Origin of the sequence: Pseudomonas sp. SWI44 (assembly GCF_002947915.1) — a bacterium.
Lineage (GTDB): Bacteria > Pseudomonadota > Gammaproteobacteria > Pseudomonadales > Pseudomonadaceae > Aquipseudomonas > Aquipseudomonas taiwanensis.
This window is the reverse complement of sequence record NZ_CP026674.1, coordinates 5275834-5293896: the sequence shown is the minus strand read 5'-3', so window position 1 is coordinate 5293896 and position 18063 is coordinate 5275834. Positions and strand designations below refer to the sequence as shown.

The window sequence follows — 18063 nt, the reverse complement described above, 5'->3', positions numbered from 1 at the left end:
AAAAAGTGACCCGCTGTAAGAGCGGAAAGGTGATTGAGCGTCACCTTGGCAAATGGATAAGCTCACGCATCCAGAAACCAAAACTTCAAACTTCAAACTTCAAAGCACAGATTTAAGGGCGGCATTCAGATAGCGTGAATATCCATTCGCCATGGAGGCGCTCACTCACCTTTTCGCCTTTACGGCGACCTACTTTTGCTCTTGGGCAAAAGTAGGCAAAACCGCTGGCTCCTATCATCCGGCCCCTACGCTTCGCTTCGGGGTTCCCTCGCTACGGGCTTGCTCCCGGAGGACCGCGCTGAACGGCCCCTCCTGGGCCGCAGCGCTTGACGGGCATCCATGCCCGTCACCTCCCTCCGCAAGCCCTACGCTCGGCCTACTGACGTCGCAATTTGCCGCGTCTGGGATATCGCGCATTAAAAGCAAAAGCGGAGCATGAAATACCAAACCCGAAAAACAACAACAACAACAACAACAACAACAACAACAACAACAACAACAACAACAACAACAACAACAGCTAAACCAGCCGCACATTCAACATTAAAACCATAAATGCGAGGCAAATTTTCTTTTGCTTCGCTTTGCTCTTGCTTCTAGCGCGCGGTAGTTCAGACGCCACCTAATGCGACTTCAGGAGGCCGAGCGCAGGGCTTGCGCAGGGAGGTGACGGGCATGGATGCCCGTCAAGCGCTGCGGCCCAGGAGGGGCCGTTCAGCGCGGTCCTCCCGGAGCAAGCCCGGAGCGAGGGAACCCCGGAGCGCAGCGCAGGGGCCGGATGATAGGAGCCAGACTTTTTTGGTTACTTTTTGGGGCGTCTGCCAAAAAGTGACCCGCTGTAAGAGCGGAAAGGTGATTGAGCGTCACCTTGGCAAATGGATAAGCTCACGCATCCAGAAACCAAAACTTCAAACTTCAAACTTCAAACTTCAAAGCCCAGATTTAAGGACGGCATTCAGATAGCGTGAATATTCATTCACCATGGAGGCGCACATTAACCCTTTCGCCTTTACGGCGACCTACTCCGGCCCCTACGCTGCGCTCCGGGGTCCCCTCGCTACGGGCTTGCTCCCGGGAAAACCTACGCTCGGCCCCCTGCCCTCGCATTTGGCTGCGCCTGAACCAACCCGCATAGAGGAGCAACAACAAAGCGACAACAACGCAAAATCGCTGTTGAAATGTAACTGCATTTGACGTGCATCCCGCCCCGTGCTCTCCTTACGCCTTGCGTTCAGGTGCCCCATCAGGGGTGAAACGGGAAACCGGTGCGTCACAACCCCCGACAGGGGTGGACAAAGCCGGTGCTGCCCCCGCAACGGTAAGCGAGCGAAGCGTCTAGACCACTGTGCCAGCACCCCTGGCATGGGAAGGTGACCCTTTACAAGGAGCCCTGCTCCTCCTCGTGAGCCCGGAGACCGGCCTGGCGTTCATGAACACCCCGCGGTGGGCGGGCGCTGTCGCATTCCCCTGGGCACTTCGCGCTCGGGGTTGCCGCGCCTGCCCATTGCCCACAAAAAGCAGAGGAACGCGTCATGCCCGTCACCAGCGCCAAACACACCGTCGCCACCCCCGTTACCCTGAGCCAGCGTGTCGTCATCGCCGTTGGTGCCAGCCTGCTGGGCCTGTGCCTGGTCTACTTCGCAGGGTTTTCGCACATCGAGGCAGTGCACAATGCCGCCCACGATACTCGCCACAGCGCCGCCTTCCCCTGCCACTGAGCCTGCCCGCATGATCAAGCGCATCGCCCGTACGGCAGGCTTCAGCGGCCTGCTTGCCGCCCTCCTGCTGACTTTGCTGCAGAGTTTCTGGGTTACACCCCTGATCCTCGAAGCGGAAACCTACGAGTCCGCCACCCCCGCTGTCGAGCCGCACAGCCATGAGGGCCAAGCCGCTCACACCCACGAACACAGTGAACAAGCCTGGTCGCCGGAAGATGGCTGGCAACGCGTGCTGTCCACCACTGGCGGCAATCTCGTCGTGGCCGTTGGTTTCGCGCTGATCCTGGCTGCACTGTACAGCCTGCGCGAACCCAGCCGCGTAGCCACCGGCGCACTGTGGGGCCTGGCCGGTTTCGCGGTGTTCTGCCTGGCGCCCACCCTTGGCTTGCCACCGGAACTGCCCGGCACCGCCGCCGCTGAACTGGGGCAACGCCAAACCTGGTGGATCGGCACCGCTGCAGCGACCGCACTGGGCCTGGCACTGCTGGTTTTCGCTCGCCACGGTTTGCTCAAGGTCGTGGGCGCCGCCCTGCTGGTGCTGCCACACGTGATCGGCGCGCCGCAGCCTGAAGTGCATCAAAGCCTGGCCCCCGAAGCGCTGGAAACCCAATTCGTGTTCGCCTCCTGGCTGACCAACGCGGCCTTCTGGGTAGCGCTGGGCCTGATCAGCGCTTGGCTGTACCGTCGCTCCAGCCAGGCTTGATGGCCTGCGGGGTGTCCTCGTCCCTGCTCTATGCAGGCTTCGGTTGCCGCCAAGGCTGCCCGGCGGCCACGCTCGACACCCTGCTACGCCAGGCACTGGATGCGCATGGCCTGCCACTGACGGCACTTGGCGGCATTGCCAGCATTCCAACCAAGGCCGATGAACCAGGGTTGCGGCAACTCTGCGCGCGACTGGGCCTTCCGCTAACCGTATTCGACTCGGTACAACTACAGCCATTCGAACCGCTATTGAGCCACCGTTCACCAACGGTGTTCGCCCACAGCGGCTGTTGGGGCGTGGCGGAGAGTGCCGCATTGGCGCTTGCCACCCACCATCACGGTTCGGCCAGGCTTGTCGTGCCCCGTCTTGTGCTCGGCCCGGCTACCCTCGCCCTTGCTTGTGGCCGATAATCGCTTCATTCATTTATCTGCAAGGACTCTCCATGACGGTCTACTTCATTGGTGCCGGCCCCGGCGACCCGGATCTGATCACGGTCAAGGGCCAGCGCCTGATCCGTCAGTGCCCCGTGATCATCTACGCAGGTTCGCTGGTTCCGCCAGCCGTCCTCGAAGGCCATCAGGCACACACCGTCATCAACAGTGCCCAGCTTCACTTGGAGCAAATCATCGAGGCGATGCGCGATGCCCATGAAAAGGGGCTGGATGTAGCTCGTGTCCACAGCGGCGATCCAAGTCTCTATGGCGCCATCGGTGAACAGATCCGCCACCTGCGCGAACTTGGCATCGACTATCAGATCGTACCTGGCGTTACCGCCGCTGCCGCCAGCGCCGCCCTGCTCGGCTGCGAGCTGACACTGCCCGATGTGGCGCAAACCGTGATTCTCACACGCTACGGGGACAGCTCCCCCATGCCGGCTGGCGAGCAATTGGGCGACTTGGCCCGCCATGGCAGCACCCTGGCCATTCATCTAGGGGTGAAGCACCTGCCGCGTATCGTGGACGAGCTGATGCCCCACTATGGCCCTGATTGCCCGATTGCCGTGATCCATCGCGCCACCTGGCCCGATCAGGACTGGGTGCGTGGAAACCTTGGGAATATCGTCGAACGCGTGGCGGCCAAGGGCTTTCGCCGCACCTCGCTGATTCTCGTCGGCCATGTACTTGGGGATGCCCCCTTTGCCGAGTCCGCCCTGTATCGGGCAGGTCACGCCCACCTGTATCGCCCTGGCGATTGACCATTGCCAAGCGCCTGAAGCCCGTAGCAGACTCCGCTGTACCTCTCTCGAACCGGAGTCACGTCCATGCTGGAGCTACGCCCGAATTGCGAATGCTGCAATGCCGATCTGCCGGGTGACAGCCCGGATGCGTTCATCTGTTCCTTCGAGTGCACGTTCTGCCGTGCGTGCGCCGATACCCGTTTGAAAGGCCGCTGCCCGAACTGCTCTGGGCAATTGGTGGCTCGCCCCAGCCGCGTAGGCCAGGCTCTTCGCGACAACCCCGCCTCCATAGAACGGGTGCTAAAACCACACGCCGCTTGCGCCTGATCTGTCTTGGGCATCGCCAGGGTTCGCTTGGCGATGCCTATCTCAAGCATCTTGTAGGATTTTTCAACAGGTATCGGCTGCTTATTCAACAGTTCTATACTCGCCGTTACCAATCATCCTGAATGGAAGTATCTTGCAGCGCTGCTGAAAAAGCCGATGCAGACGTATTCCTGACAGTTTCAGGAAACGGACCACCTTCCGACAGGAGTTAGCTACATGACAACCGTGCTGATCGTCGACGATCACCCCATCGTGCGTCTTTCATTGCGCTTGCTACTTGAGCGCGAACGTTTTCACGTCGTCGGCGAAGTGGGCGATGGCAGTGAAGTCGCGCAGAAGGCACGGGAGCTGCGCCCGGACGTGGTGGTGCTGGACATCGGCTTGCCCGGCCTGGACGGCATGGAGGTGATCAAGCGCCTGCAGAACATGGAACCCGCACCGAAGATAATGGTGCTTACCGGCCAGGCCACCGACCTCTATGTACGCCGCTGCCTGGATGCCGGTATCGGCGCCTTCGTCACCAAGGATGAAGACCACGAGGCGCTGATCTTTGCCTTGAAGGCCCTCGTCAAAGGCTACTCGACCTTCCCGCAGATGTCCGTGAACAGCAATTCTCTGGAAAGCGAAACCGTGCGCCTGAGCAGCCTCTCCAACCGTGAGATGGAGGTGCTTCGGCGCCTGTCGCGGGGCGAAAACAACAAGAATATCGGTACCTGCATGAACCTCAGCGCCAAGACCATCAGCACCTATCGCGGGCGCATCATGGAAAAGCTCAAGACCGAATCGCTGGTAGAGATGGTCGATCTGGCCAAGCGCAACAACGTCAACTGAGCAATCCGCTGCCATGAAGCGCCCACTGTCGACCATGCTGCTCGCCCTGTTCCTGGCCTTGCCCCTTTGCGCACTGGCCGATGGTGAACCGCGAGACCTGCTTGCACGCGCGTTGAGCGCTGCCTCGCCGTTGACGCTGGATGCCCAGGACCGCCAATGGCTCCAGCGGCGCGAGGCACTGATCCTGGGCAGTTCCCGCCCCGACTATCCGCCGTTCGAGATCAACACCAGCCTGTCGGACTACGAAGGCCTGAGCGCAGACTACGCCGGACTGATCGCCGAACAACTGGGGGTGCCCATCAAGGTAATGCGCTTCGCCAATCGCCACGAAGCGATTGCCGCACTGCGCGACGGTCGCATCGACCTGTTGGGCAGCTCCAACGCATTCGAGGCTGACGATGCCCACCTGGTCCTCAGCCAGCCTTATACCGACGACCTGCCGGTCATCGCCACTCGCGAAGGCCGCTCCCTGAAAAGCAACCTGGAACTGGATGGGCTGCGCCTGGCCATGGTCGATCACTACCTGCCAGGCGAGGCTGTACGCGCGCTTTATCCAAAGGCCCAGTTGAGCCTCTACCGCTCTACCCAGGCCGGCCTTGCCGCCGTCGAACTGGGCGAGGTGGATGCCTACCTGGGTGATGCGATCAGCACCGACTTCCTGATCGGCAAGAGCTACCAAGGCACGGTCAAGATCGACCACTTCTGCCTGGCACCGGGAGGCACCTTCTCCTTCGCCCTGGCCAATGACAATCCACGGCTGAAGCGCCTGGTGGACCAGGCCCTGGACAGAATCAGCGAGAGTGAGCGCCTGAACATCCTGCGGCGCTGGACCAGCGGCAACACCAGCTTGCTGATGGAGCGTCACCTGGCCGCACTGACCGCCGAGGAAGAAGAATGGATCGCCCGGCACCCTACCGTCAGCGTATTGATCAACCCGGCACTGGCACCACTGACGTTCAACAACACCCAACAACGCTTGAGTGGCATCACGTTGGAACTGCTGAAACAGATCACCCTGCGCACCGGCTTGCAGTTCAAGTTGATCGAGCAGCATTCGGTGCAGGCCATGGTGGACCAACTGGCCCAAGGCCAGGCGGACATGATCGGCGCGCTAGGCTACGGCGTGGCACGTGCTCGACAACTGCGCTTTACCCGCCCCTACCTGGTCAGCCCCAGGGTACTGGTGACCCGCAGCGCCTTGGCTTCGCCAACCCAGGCCACCGCCCTGGATGGCCAGCGAATTGCTTTGTTGCGGGGCGCACCGCAGCTGGCGGACGTGAAACGCCAGTACCCGCACGCCAGTATCGTCGAAGTCGACAACCCGCTTGGGCTGATGGAGGCCGTGGCCAACGATGAAGCCGATGTCGCCTACAGCAACCATATCAATGCGACCTACTACATCAACCACGTCTTCAAGGACAAACTGCATATTGCCGCCGTCCTTGGCGACGAACCCGCCGTCGCCGCATTCGCCGTGGCACCCGGCCAGCCAGTACTGCAGGGCATCCTCGACAAGGTGCTGCTGAGCATCCCGCCGGAAGAGCTGGACCAATTGATCAATCGCTGGCGCACCAGCACCGTGGTCAGCGATAGTCCATGGCGTGACTATCGCACCCTGGCCTTGCAAGTGCTGGTGCTGTCCACGTTACTGCTGGCTGGCGTGGTGTTCTGGAACAGTTACCTGCGCAAGCTTATTCAGCAGCGTACCGAGGCCCAAAGGGCCCTGCAGGACCAACTAGCGCTGAGCCGCGGCCTACTCGAGCAACTGCGTCAGGCCAAGGAGGATGCCGAACAGGCCAGCCAGACCAAAAGCACCTTCCTGGCAACCATGAGCCATGAAATCCGCACGCCGATGAACGCCGTGATCGGCTTGCTGGAGCTGGCCCTGGAAGACAGCCGCTGCGCGCACTCCGATCGCCAGACTTTGCAGACAGCCCACGATTCGGCGGTGGGCCTGCTCGAGCTGATTGGCGACATCCTCGACATCTCGCGCATCGAGTCTGGCCACATGACGCTTCAACCGGTGCCTATCGACCTGGTCGAGTTGGTACGCGCCACCGCACGTGTATTCGAGGGCAATGCCCGGATCAAAGGCCTGCACCTGCAAAGCGCCTTGCCTCCCGAGCCGGTCTGGGTGCTGGCCGACCCTCTCAGGCTCAAGCAGATCCTCTCCAACCTGCTGAGCAACGCCATCAAGTTCACCGACCGCGGCGAAGTCATCGCGAGCCTGACTGTGAGCTCGGTGCTGGAGGAAGGCAAACGTGAAGTCGAACTGTGCGTACGCGACACCGGCATTGGTATCGGTGTGGCCGACCAGGCCCGACTGTTCACCAGCTTTGCCCAGGCCAATGGACCACGGGCTCGCCAAGGTGCAGGCCTGGGTCTGGTCATCAGCCGTACCCTGGCGGAGCTGATGGGAGGTACTCTCAGCCTGCAGAGCGTCGAAGGGGTTGGCACGAAGGTGGAAGTGCTGCTCAGGCTACCCGCCTGCCAGCAGCCCGCTGTCGCTGCGCCCGATACCCCGGCCCGGGAAAGCGACGGCAGCCCACTGCACATCCTTGTGGTCGACGACTACCCGGCCAACCTGTTGCTACTGGACAAGCAGCTAACCAGCCTGGGCCACCGCGTAACCCTCGCCGAGAATGGCGCAGTGGCGCTCGCCCTTTGGCAAGAGGCGACGTTCGATCTGCTGATTACCGACTGCAGCATGCCGGTGCTCGATGGCCACGCCCTTACCCGGCGCATTCGCGAGCTTGAGCGCCAACGGCAGCGACCCGCCTGCCGCATCATTGGCGTCACCGCCAACGCCCAGGCCGAGGAGCGTGCCCGTTGCCTGGCCAGTGGCATGGATGACTGCCTGTTCAAACCGATTGGCCTACAGACCCTCAAGGCGCACCTGCCCCGGCTGCCTGCCCAGCCGGAGCCGTCAAGCACTCCGTCAAGCGGCTTTGACCTCAAGGAACTCCGTCATCTGACTCAGGACAACGAGCAACTGACGCGCAGCTTGCTCGAACAATTGGCGCAGAGTGCCCGCGAAGACCTGGCAACTCTCCAGGCACTGGGCCCCACTCCCCCCGCCGACGCATTACGCACCGTGGCACACCGTATCAAGGGTGGCGCCAAGATGGTCAGGGTGCGTGGCGTGGTCGGCGACTGCGAGGCCATCGAGCAGGCCCTGGCCCAGGACCTGCCTACCGCCGCGTTGCAGCGCCGCCTGGAAGCGAGCCTGCAGAGCCTGCAACGCGAACTGGCCGATACCCTCAGTGCAATTGCAACGTCGAACTGATCTGGCTGATGGCGTCGACCACATGCCGCGACCCCTGCTGGATCTCCATGATCACCGTACCGGCCTCGTTGGCCAGCGCCACCCCCTGACCGGTGCGAGACAAACTCGATTGCATGCTCGCCACCGCTGTCAGTGACAGGTCGTGGTTCTGCCGCACCACATCGACGATCTCCAGGGTCGCCTTGCTGGTCCGGGCCGCCAGGCTGCGCACCTCATCGGCCACCACGGCAAAACCACGCCCCTGATCTCCTGCACGCGCAGCCTCGATGGCAGCATTCAATGCCAGCAGATTGGTCTGGTCGGCAATGCCGCGGATGGTCAGCACGATCTGTCCTATCACGTCGGATTGGCGGCTGACCGCATCGATGTTACGGGCGGCATCGTTCAAGTCCTGGGAAATCTGCTCGATTACCTCGACCGTCTGCTGGACCACCTCCGTGCCCTTGCGGGCGCACGCATCAGTCTGCACCGAGCTGGCATGGGCCGCTTCGGCGGCGCTTTGCTGGGTGCTGATCTGGGCAGTGATGTCGCTGGCGAACTTCACCACTTTGTACAGTCGCCCCTTGCTGTCGAAGATCGGGTTGTAGGAGGCTTCCAGGTAAACGGTCTGGCCTTGTTTATTGACCCGCTCGAAGCGATGGGAATGGTATTCGCCACGGTTCAGTGAGGCCCAGAACTCACGGTATTCGGCCGACTCACGCTCATGGGGCAGGCAGAACAAGCCATGATGCCGGCCCACCACTTCCTCGAGCCGATAGCCCATGGTGTTGAGAAAATTCGGGTTGGCCTTGATTACCCGCCCCTGGGGCGTGAACTCGATCACTGCCATGGAGCGGCCAAGGGCCGTGATCAGGCTTTCGCTTTCATGCTCATCCTTTACGCGCTGGCTGATATCAGCGGCGACCTTGAGCACGCTGGTGACCTGCTGCTGGTCATCGAGCACAGGCATGTAGCTCGCCTCCAGCCACACCTCTTCGCCGGCCTTGTTGATGCGTTCGAAGGTGCCGCTGATGGCTTTACCCTGGCCCAGTTCACGCCACAACTGCTGGTACTCGGCACTCTGGGCGTAACCCGGGTCGCAAAACAGCCGATGATGCTTGCCCCGCAGTTCTTCTGCGCTGTATCCCATGGCCCGACAGAACTGTTCATTGGCATCGAGAATGGTGCCATCGGGTTCGAACTCGATGATCGCCATGGACCGGCTGATCGCCGCCAGTTTCGCTTCCACGCCGGCCAAGGCCTGATGGCAGCGCTGGATCTCGATCAAGTCGGACTTGCGATGGAAATCGAACATGGTGCCGGGCTCCTTCTGGGCGGAATTTTCAGAGCATAGATCGGCATTGGAGGCGTGCAAGCACGTTGATATCACTTTGTAATTAGGCGCCAAGCCTGATTACGCACTCGCTCAGGAACTCTCGCGCACCATCAATTCAAACCCCAGGTCCTGCTGCTCGGTCGTGACCCGCTTGCCATCGAGCAACGCCAGCAATGCCTGGGCCGCGCCGCGCCCGACGGCGGCTCGTGGTGTACGGATCGAGGTTAAGCGCGGCACCATGTGCGCCGAGGCTGGCAAGTCGTTGAACCCTACCATGGCCACTCGACCTGGCACCTCGACGCCCTGACGCATGGCCTGCAGCACTGCACCCTGGGCCAAGTCGTCGTTGCAGAAGAATATGCCGTCGACGTCCGGTGCCTGCTCCAACAACTGGCTGAACAGTTCGCTACCCAAGGCGATGGACGACGGTTGCGGGGCGAGAATCTCCAGCTCCGAGGCCTGCAATCCGGACTCCACCAAGGCCTGGCGGAAGCCCTCGGCACGCTGCATCACCCGCGGGTCGAGCTGCGCGGCAATGAACGCCAACCGGCGGCGGCCGCGCTCGATCAGGTGACGGGCGGCAGCACGGCCAGCCTGCTGCTGAGAGAACCCCACCGATAACTGCCCCGCTTCCCCGCCGAGCTCCATCATGTGGACACATGGCACGCCACTGGCCGCCAGCATCTGGCGCGACGCGTCGCTACGGTCGAACCCGGTCAGCAACATGCCACACGGCTGATAAGCCAGATAATTGCGAATCAGGTTCTCTTCCTCGGCGATATCGTAGTGATAGTTGCCGATCAGCACTTCCAGACCGCGTGGACGCATCACCTCGTGGATAGCTTCGAGGGTGTCGATGAACAGTTGGTTGGACAGCGAAGGAATCAGAACCACCACCGACTGGCTACGCGCCGATGCCAAGGCGCGGGCGGCCGGGTTGGCGACGTAACCCAGGCTCGCGGCGGCAGCCATGACTTTTTCGACCAGTTCTGGCGCAACGGTGCTGACGCCGCGCAAGGCACGGGAAGCGGTAATGGGGGAAACCCCGGAAAGCCGGGCGACTTCTGCCAGCGTGGGACGACCGGTAGTGCGAGAGCCTGTGCGAGACATGAATGTTGTAATTTTACTACTTGCCAAGGAGGGGGAACGGCCATAAGGTAGCGCTGTCTCAGGACGCAGGCAATGTAATCTTTGGTAGTGCCCGGCACTGATAGCCTGCCAAGCGTCCATACTGCGTAAGGACAAGACCAATAACACCGGGGAGGTGGCGTGTCGTCGAAGACGAGACAGCGCTGTCTCACTCCGCAGGAGGTACTGATGAACTCTTCCCTGTCCGCCATTGTGGTGATGGGTGTCGCCGGCTGCGGTAAAAGCAGCGTAGGCGCCGCCATTGCCGCCAGGAGCGGAGGCCGCCTGATCGAAGGCGACGCTTTCCACCCTGCCGAAAACATCAGCAAGATGAGCGCCGGCATCCCTCTGAACGACGACGACCGTGCCGGCTGGCTGGTTCGCCTTGGCCAGGAGCTACAGTCGACGCTCCAGTCTGGCGAACGCCCGATCCTGACCTGCTCCGCCCTCAAGCTCCGCTATCGCGAAACCTTGCGCGCTGCGGTGCCGAACCTGTGTTTCGTATTCCTCGAACTGAGTCCGGCCGAAGCGGAAAAGCGGGTGTTGGCACGCCCCGGCCACTTCATGCCTGCCAGCCTGATCGACAGCCAGTTCGCCGCGCTCGAACCACCCCATGGCGAGACGCTGACCCTCGCGCTGGACGCGACTCGTCCGCTCGACACGCTCGCAGAGCAGGTCGACGTATGGCTAAAGCCTTGCGGTGAGCGGAGCCTGGCGCGGACCGCCTGATCCCGGCGGTTTTCCTGGCTCACCTGAGATAGCGCTGTCTTTACGCTAACAAACCTTAAAAAAATCAAAAAGCTACGCCAAAAACAACGATAAGACCGAGGCATAAGAACCATGTTCGGACTGGCAACTGATACCTACCTGCTGCTCGACGCCCTTGTCACCATTGTCGGGCTGATCCTGCTGATCACCCATTTCAAGGTCCACCCCTTCGTCGCCCTCACACTCGCCGCCGGCTTCCTCGGCCTGACCTCCGGCATGCCGGTCGCCAAGGTCATGAAGTCGTTCCAGGACGGATTTGGCGGCGTGCTTGGCTTCGTCGGCATCGTGCTGGCGCTGGGCACCATGCTGGGCAAGCTGATGGCCGACTCAGGTGGCGCGGACCAGATCGCACAAACGCTGATTCGCGCCTTCGGCAAGAAGAACGTGCATTGGGCGATGATGTTCGCCGCGTTCCTGGTGGGCATCCCGCTGTTCTTCGAGATCGGCTTCGTGCTGCTGATTCCGCTGGTGTTCATCGTGGCCCGCCGCTCAGGCGTGTCGCTGATCAAGATCGGCATCCCGCTGCTGGCCGGTCTTTCCGTGGTCCATGGCCTGGTGCCGCCGCACCCGGGACCACTGCTGGCCATCGGCATCTTCCACGCAGACATCGGCAAGACCATCTTCTATGGCCTGCTGATTGCCTTGCCGACCGCCGTGATCGCCGGACCACTGTTCGGTAACTTCATCGCCCGCTACATTCCGGGCAACCCCTCGCAAGAACTGATGGACCAGATCGCCAAGGAGTCCGACCAAGGCAACCTGCCAAGCTTCACCATCACCCTGGTCACCGTACTGTTGCCAGTGGTGCTGATGCTGCTCAAGACCTTCGCCGACGTGGTCCTGCCAGCCGAGCACATCGTGCGCCAATGGATGGACCTGATCGGCCACCCGATTACCGCCTTGCTCGCCGCCTTGCTGTTGGCCTTCTACACCTTCGGCTCGGCCCGGGGATTCAATCGCCAACAGATCATGAAGATGCTCGACCAGAGCCTGGCGCCAACAGCGGCCATCGTGCTGATCGTCGGCGCCGGCGGTGGTTTCAAACAGATGCTGGTCGATACTGGTGTGGGTAACGTGATCGGGCAAATGGCCGTACAGGCTGAGATTTCGCCGATCCTGCTGGCCTGGCTGGTCGCCGCAGTGATTCGTATCGCCACCGGTTCGGCGACGGTGGCCACCATTACTGGCGCAGGCATCGTGGCCCCGGTGATCGACCTGGTGCCGGGCGTGAACCGTGAACTGCTGGTATTGGCCACCGGTGCCGGCTCGCTGATCCTCTCGCATGTCAACGACGCCGGTTTCTGGCTGGTGAAGCAGTACTTCAACATGACCGTGGCCGAAACTTTCAAGACCTGGAGCATGATGGAGACCATCCTGTCGATAGTCGGCATCATCTTCATCATGTTGCTGTCGTTGGTGGTGTGACCCTCAAGGGGGCGGCCAACGCCCCCCCACTTCACCACTGTCGCTTGTCAGGCCGGGTCAACCCAAGCTTCTCGATCCGGTAGCGCAGCATGTCGCGTGACAGACCGAGCATCCGCGCCGACTTGGTGACATTCCAGTCGGTGCGATCCAGCGTACGGCATACCAGATCCCGCTCCATGTCCGGCAGACTGGTACCCGGGTCAGGCTCGAAGCGTGGTGCCTCGAACGACGCAGGCGCAGGATGAGCCAAAGGCTCGTCGATCAAGGTCATGCACAGGTTCAGCTGGTGTGCCTGCACCACTTCATTAGGTGCCAGCAAGACCGTCTGTTCCAGCATGTTACGCAGTTCACGCACATTTCCAGGCCAGCTGTAACCCAGCATCAGCGACTCGGCCTCGGCCGAGAAACGCAGGTTGGGCTTGCCATAGCGACGCCCGTGATGGGCCAGGAAGTGCCGGGCAAGCAGCAGGATGTCCTGCCCGCGGGCATACAGACGTGGCACCTTCAAGGCAATGATGCGCAAGCGGAAGAACAGGTCGCGACGGAATTTGCCCTGTTGAACCATTTGCTCCAGGTTGCAGTTGGTGGCACTGATCACCCGCAGGTCGACCTTGCGCTCCTTGACCGCGCCGATCCGCCGAATGCAGCGATCTTCCAACAGCTTGAGCAGCTTGGCTTGCAGGACCAGGTCCATTTCACCGATTTCATCCAGAAACAGCGTGCCGCCGTCCGCTGCCTCGACCAGGCCTACGCGGCGCTCCTTGGCATCGGTAAAGGCACCTTTCTCGTGACCGAACAACTCGGCTTCCAGCAGGTTGGCCGGAATCGAGGCGCAGTTGAACTCGATGAACGGCCCCTTGCTGCGTGAGCCGTCGAAATGCAGGGCACGGGCCACCAGCTCCTTACCAGTGCCGGTCTCCCCTTCGATCAGCACCGGCGGCAGATCGTCACTGGCCATGCGGCGCTCGGCATCGAGCACCTGATGCAGGGTGTGCTTGAGCGTGAGCATCGCCGGCGACTCGCCGATCAACGCCTGCAGGCCGGACTTCTGCGCTTCCCGCTCCTGATAGAACGACAGTGTGCGCTCCATGCGGTCCGCTGCCAGCGCCTTGTCCAAAGTCAACTTGAGTTCTGCCAGCACCACCGGCTTGGTCAGGTAATGGAAGGCCCCCTCCTTCATCGCCAGCACGGCGTCTTCGACATTGCCGTAGCCGGTCATCATGATCACCTTGAGGTCGGGCGCCTGTCCGACGAGGGTGCGTAACAGGTCATGACCGTTCATGCCGGGTAGCGAATTGTCGGTGAGCACCGCATCGGGCTGGACGCGCTTGATCTGCTCCAGTGCCAGTTCGGCACTGTGGCACACCGTCACCTCGAAGCCTTTGATGCCCAGGTACGTGCGAATGTTATCGGCGAGGACTTCATCATCCTCGACTACCAGGATGCTGTGCTCCATGGTCTCCTCCCGCTGCGATATTGAAAGTAAGGCTGACGCGGGTTCCTTCCTCTTCACGACTGCTCAAGCTGACCGAGCCGCCAAAACGTTCCATGATGCGTTTGACCAAGGCCAGGCCAACACCCAGCCCGCCTTGCTTGGTGGTGAAGAAAGGCTTGAACACCATCCGCTCCTGCTGCCGGGTCATGCCCTTGCCGGTGTCGCTGAGCAGCAGCTGAGCGCGCTGCCCGTCCTGCACACTTACCTCGGCGCGCAGCTCGCCGCCGTTAGGCATCGCTTCCAAGGCGTTGGCGAACAAACTGTTGAGAATCTGGGTAAGCTGCAGCGGCTGGCTGGCGACCCACTGCACCGATGGCCCCTCGAAGCTGAACTGCACACCGTTGCGCTCGATCTGCTGCGTGAATGCCAGCCGGGTATCCTCGATGGCAGCGACCAGATCCACCGCCTCGGCTTCATCGCTGGCCGGGCGTAGCGATACCAGTAGATCGCGCACCCAACGGGACATACGGTCAACCTGACCGATGATGTCGACGATGTTCTTCTGCGCCACGGGATTGGCGATTTCCTGCGCCAACTCCGCACTGGAACGGATGTTGGCCAGCGGGTTGCGCAAACTGTGGGCCACCGCCGAGGACATCTCGCCAAGCGCCACATAGGTTTCACTGGCCACCAGGCGGTCCTGCTGCTGACGAAGCATGGACGCTGCCCGACGTACGATCCAGAACAGGCCGAAGTAAATCAGCGCGCCGCCGACCAAGGTCGACGCCCAGATCAGTACGTAGCCGCGCTGTATGCGACGGATCAGGTCCTTGGGTTCCTTGTAGATCTCAACCATAGAAAGCACCTGCTCCCCCTGGCTGTCGAACAAGGGGATGTAGTTCTCGATGAACAGGTACTCGGGCTCACGCAGAAACTTCTGTTCTTCACGGTCTTCGTGGGCCTTGTGATAGCTGGCCGACACAGCCTTTCGTGAGCGGAACGCACGATCGAGGTCGCCATCGGCCTCGATGCGCACGCCGATCAATTCTCGGTTGGTGGACCACAGGATGGTCCTGTCGCGAGCATAGACGTTGGCCAGCAAGGTGTCCGGGAGGTGCTCGACATGATCGAGGAACTCGACGCGGGTAGACTCGGCTAGCGCCGGGGCGAATTGCAGATGCTGCTCATCCCGTCGTGGGTCAAGCAATTCGCCCATCGTGACACCTGGGGGCAACTGCGAATGGCGTACCTCAGCCTGGGCCATGGACTGGATGAATTGGGCGGTCAGCATGGCATCGCGCTCGACGCTGTCGCGCACCACGAACCGGGTCGACAAATACCCCAAGCCCCCCGCCACCGCGGCGATGATCAGCAGGCTGATGATCGAAAACCAGCGCAGCAGATTGAATTCGCGCAACGGCACAGCTGGGCCACTGGTAAGGCCACGCGTCGTGCCCGGAACTTCGTTTTCCAGCGTCTGCATCGCTTGGTTCCCGCTCAGCAAGTCCATTCAGGAAGGCCTCAAGGGGTTGCTACCGTACGTAGCAAATTGATAGCACTTCGCCAGAGCGGCAACAGCCGCCATTTGTCGTGATCATGACGCTGCAAAAAGTTGGCCAGGCTATTTAGATTATATTTTATATTTACAATTCAATGACTTATGGCACTTTTATTATACAGATTCGAGAATAATTCCCCGACATCGGGTGTTTTCCACCCAATTCGCAGAAAACGTTTTAAATCAGATACTTAAGGTCAACATGTAATTCAGGACATCACGTTCTCGCCAATCGGAAGCTCAACGAGACCCGGGTGCCATGGCCCGCGCGGCTGCTCAACCTTACCGAGCCTCCAAAACGCTCCATGATGCGCTTTACCAACATGAGGCCCACCCCCAAGCCACCTTGCTTGGTGGTGAAAAAGGGTCGAAACGCCAATCGCTGCTGCTGCTCGCTCATGCCCTTGCCGGTATCGGAAAGACGCAAAGTCAGGTTGGTGCGATCGTGGCGTACCACCTCGACCTTGAGTTGCCCACCCTGCTCCATCGACTCCAGGGCATTGGCGATCAGGCTGTTGAATATCTGCGCAAGCAACGCTGGCTGACCCAGCACCTGAACGGCGGGTAATGGTCGCACTTCCAGGCTGACCCCTGACCGCGCGAGCGCCGCCGCGAATGTCTGCAGGCTTTCCTGAAGCGCCTGGGACAGGTCCACCGGCACCGCGTCGTCGTTCAGCGGCCGCAACGATTGCAACAACTGGCGGATCCACTGCGACATGCGGTCGACCTGGCTGATGATGTCGTTGATGTTTTTCTGTGCGGGGCCGTCATCGAATGCCTGGGCCAGCTCTGCACTGGAGCGAATGCTGGCCAGCGGGTTGCGCAAGCTGTGGGCCACCGCCGAGGACACCTCGCCCAGGGCGACGTAGGTCTCGCTGTTGATCAGCCGCTTCTGCTGTACCGCCATCACCCGCGAGGCACGCCGCATGATGCCGTACAGGCCGATGTAGACCAGGCCTGCACCGACGGCGATCGCCAGCCAGATCAGCAACAGGCCGTGCTCGATGCGCACGATCAGGTCGTGGGGCTCCTTGTAGATCTCCACCATCGCCGTGACCTGCTCGCCCCCAGCATCGAACAGCGGAATGTAGTTCTCGATGAACAACTGCTGAGGCGGGGTCACGAACTTTTGCTCGGCCCGCGCCTGCTCGAAGTCGTGATAGCTCGCCGACACCCGCATCTTGTACTCGAAGGCGCGGTCCAGGTCTTCGTCGCCTTCGATCAGCTTGCCCACCAGCGCAGGGTTGCTGGACCAGATCACCATGCGGTCAGGTGCATAGATGTTGGCAAGCAGCATGTCCGGCAGGTGGGCGATATGGTCGAGAAACTCACCCCGAGCCCTGCGCCGCGCGTCCGGGTCCACGTCAGGCAAGGCTTCCTGGTCGGTGCGAGGGTCGATCAACTCGCCCATGGTGCGCACATTGGGGATGGACACATGGCGCACTTCGGCATCGGCAATGGCGGTGATGAACTGGGCCGTGAGCAATGCGTCGCGCTCGACGCTTTCATCGATGATGAAGCGGCTTGAAATCAGGCCCAGCCCAACGCCGATGGACAGAATGATCGCCAGGCTGACCCAGGCATACCAACTCAACAAATTGAATGGCTTGCGCTGTGGAGCGGCCTCGCCAGCTGTGGGCACGTCGAGGCTGTTCAAATGCGGGGCGCTGTCCATGCCGGACTCCAAGGCGGGTCACCTTTGAAGGTTATAGCCCAGAGTTGGGGAATCATGACGCCGATTGGTCGGAACGCTGCGGTTTATACGTTCTAGAGCCGCGTGCAGCAGTGCGGTACTACAAAGGGGAATCTTCGGCCAACCCCTGCAATTTACGGTATTCACGCAATACGTTGGGGACATATCGGCGGGTTTCGGCGAACGGCGGAACCGCCCGTCCACGTCGCAGCACCGCATCGGGTCCAGCGTTGTAGGCAGCCACGGCCAGGGTGATATCGTTATCGAACAGCTTCAGCATTCGCTTGAGGTAGCGTGCCCCGCCCTGCACGTTGTCTTCAGGATCCAGCGCGTTCTCCACGCCCATCTCCCGGGCGGTGTCCGGCATCAATTGCATCAGCCCGACTGCCCCGGCCGCCGAACGGGCCTTGGGGTTATAGCCGGACTCGGCCTTGATCAAGGCATGCAGCAACGCCTGGGGTACATCATGGGTTCGCGCCGCCGCCGCGACAACATCGGCGTATGGCCTTCCGGTCACCCTCTGCGCATCGGCAGGACCGGCCTGGGCGACCGTTTCGCTGATCACCCGCTGGTAGTGGCTGCCTGGCCGATGGACGTTGGTCAGGACATAGCCGCCTTTGGCATCAATGCTGATGTACACGTCGGCCTGGGCCGCACCTGCCACCAGCCAGATCAATCCCAGAATGATAACTCGCATCT

Annotated in this window: 14 protein-coding genes, 2 pseudogenes and 1 riboswitch; of the genes and pseudogenes, 9 read left to right on the top strand and 7 right to left on the bottom strand. The window is 61.3% G+C overall.

Annotation, left to right across the window (positions count from 1 at the left end; all coding sequences use genetic code 11):
- Positions 1 to 1216 precede the first annotated feature (1216 nt).
- A riboswitch (cobalamin riboswitch) is annotated at positions 1217 to 1439 on the top strand.
- A gap of 93 nt (positions 1440 to 1532) precedes the next feature.
- From C4Q26_RS24950 to C4Q26_RS24920, 7 genes are all read left to right on the top strand, one after another.
- Positions 1533 to 1718 (top strand): CbtB-domain containing protein, encoded by a 186-nt coding sequence (locus C4Q26_RS24950; RefSeq protein WP_023380814.1) that lies wholly within the window; start codon positions 1533 to 1535, stop codon positions 1716 to 1718.
- A gap of 10 nt (positions 1719 to 1728) precedes the next feature.
- Entirely contained in the window at positions 1729 to 2421 is a 693-nt protein-coding gene (locus C4Q26_RS24945; protein ID WP_104883832.1) for a CbtA family protein, read from the top strand.
- The gene (locus C4Q26_RS24940) at positions 2421 to 2831 is read left to right on the top strand and encodes a cobalamin biosynthesis protein (RefSeq protein WP_023380816.1); all 411 of its coding nucleotides are present in this window, start codon (positions 2421 to 2423) and stop codon (positions 2829 to 2831) included. Before C4Q26_RS24945 ends, C4Q26_RS24940 begins: the two co-directional genes overlap by 1 nt.
- Positions 2832 to 2863: 32 nt before the next feature.
- Positions 2864 to 3616 (top strand): precorrin-4 C(11)-methyltransferase, encoded by a 753-nt coding sequence (gene cobM, locus C4Q26_RS24935; protein ID WP_027906681.1) that lies wholly within the window; start codon positions 2864 to 2866, stop codon positions 3614 to 3616.
- Positions 3617 to 3682: 66 nt separating this feature from the next.
- Positions 3683 to 3925 (top strand): DUF1272 domain-containing protein, encoded by a 243-nt coding sequence (locus tag C4Q26_RS24930; RefSeq protein WP_023380818.1) that lies wholly within the window; start codon positions 3683 to 3685, stop codon positions 3923 to 3925.
- Positions 3926 to 4141: 216 nt separating this feature from the next.
- Complete coding sequence (locus tag C4Q26_RS24925) at positions 4142 to 4756, top strand: response regulator transcription factor (RefSeq protein WP_023380819.1); 615 nt, start codon at positions 4142 to 4144, stop codon at positions 4754 to 4756.
- Positions 4757 to 4769: 13 nt separating this feature from the next.
- Positions 4770 to 8042 (top strand): transporter substrate-binding domain-containing protein, encoded by a 3273-nt coding sequence (locus C4Q26_RS24920; RefSeq protein ID WP_023380820.1) that lies wholly within the window; start codon positions 4770 to 4772, stop codon positions 8040 to 8042.
- Here C4Q26_RS24920 and C4Q26_RS28945 read toward each other — a convergent pair.
- From C4Q26_RS28945 to C4Q26_RS24910, 3 genes and pseudogenes are all read right to left on the bottom strand, one after another.
- Positions 8017 to 8451 (bottom strand): annotated as a pseudogene (locus tag C4Q26_RS28945) (methyl-accepting chemotaxis protein); the annotation flags it as partial. The gene C4Q26_RS24920 and the pseudogene C4Q26_RS28945 sit on opposite strands and share 26 nt — an antisense overlap.
- Positions 8452 to 8601: 150 nt before the next feature.
- Positions 8602 to 9237, bottom strand: a pseudogene (locus tag C4Q26_RS28940) (PAS domain-containing protein); the annotation flags it as partial.
- Between the two features lie 210 nt (positions 9238 to 9447).
- Positions 9448 to 10467, bottom strand: coding sequence for a LacI family DNA-binding transcriptional regulator (locus tag C4Q26_RS24910; protein WP_023380822.1), 1020 nt, complete (start codon positions 10465 to 10467; stop codon positions 9448 to 9450).
- Between the two features lie 207 nt (positions 10468 to 10674).
- On the opposite strand from C4Q26_RS24910, the gene C4Q26_RS24905 reads away from it, so the two are divergent.
- Positions 10675 to 11214 (top strand): gluconokinase, encoded by a 540-nt coding sequence (locus tag C4Q26_RS24905; protein ID WP_023380823.1) that lies wholly within the window; start codon positions 10675 to 10677, stop codon positions 11212 to 11214.
- Positions 11215 to 11325: 111 nt separating this feature from the next.
- On the top strand, positions 11326 to 12678 hold the full coding sequence (locus C4Q26_RS24900) for a GntP family permease (RefSeq protein WP_023380824.1): 1353 nt from the start codon (positions 11326 to 11328) through the stop codon (positions 12676 to 12678).
- Positions 12679 to 12709: 31 nt separating this feature from the next.
- On the opposite strand, the gene C4Q26_RS24895 is transcribed toward C4Q26_RS24900, so the two are convergent.
- From C4Q26_RS24895 to C4Q26_RS24880, 4 genes are all read right to left on the bottom strand, one after another.
- Positions 12710 to 14134, bottom strand: coding sequence for a sigma-54 dependent transcriptional regulator (locus C4Q26_RS24895; RefSeq protein ID WP_104881691.1), 1425 nt, complete (start codon positions 14132 to 14134; stop codon positions 12710 to 12712).
- Positions 14103 to 15596, bottom strand: coding sequence for a sensor histidine kinase (locus C4Q26_RS24890; RefSeq protein ID WP_023380826.1), 1494 nt, complete (start codon positions 15594 to 15596; stop codon positions 14103 to 14105). The genes C4Q26_RS24895 and C4Q26_RS24890 overlap by 32 nt, the downstream gene beginning before the upstream one ends.
- Positions 15597 to 15888: 292 nt before the next feature.
- Positions 15889 to 17346 carry a HAMP domain-containing sensor histidine kinase gene (locus C4Q26_RS24885; RefSeq protein WP_104883831.1) on the bottom strand — a complete coding sequence of 486 codons (1458 nt, stop codon included), beginning with the start codon at positions 17344 to 17346 and terminating at the stop codon, positions 15889 to 15891.
- Positions 17347 to 17464: 118 nt separating this feature from the next.
- On the bottom strand, positions 17465 to 18061 hold the full coding sequence (locus C4Q26_RS24880) for a lytic transglycosylase domain-containing protein (RefSeq protein ID WP_023380828.1): 597 nt from the start codon (positions 18059 to 18061) through the stop codon (positions 17465 to 17467).
- Positions 18062 to 18063 lie beyond the last annotated feature (2 nt).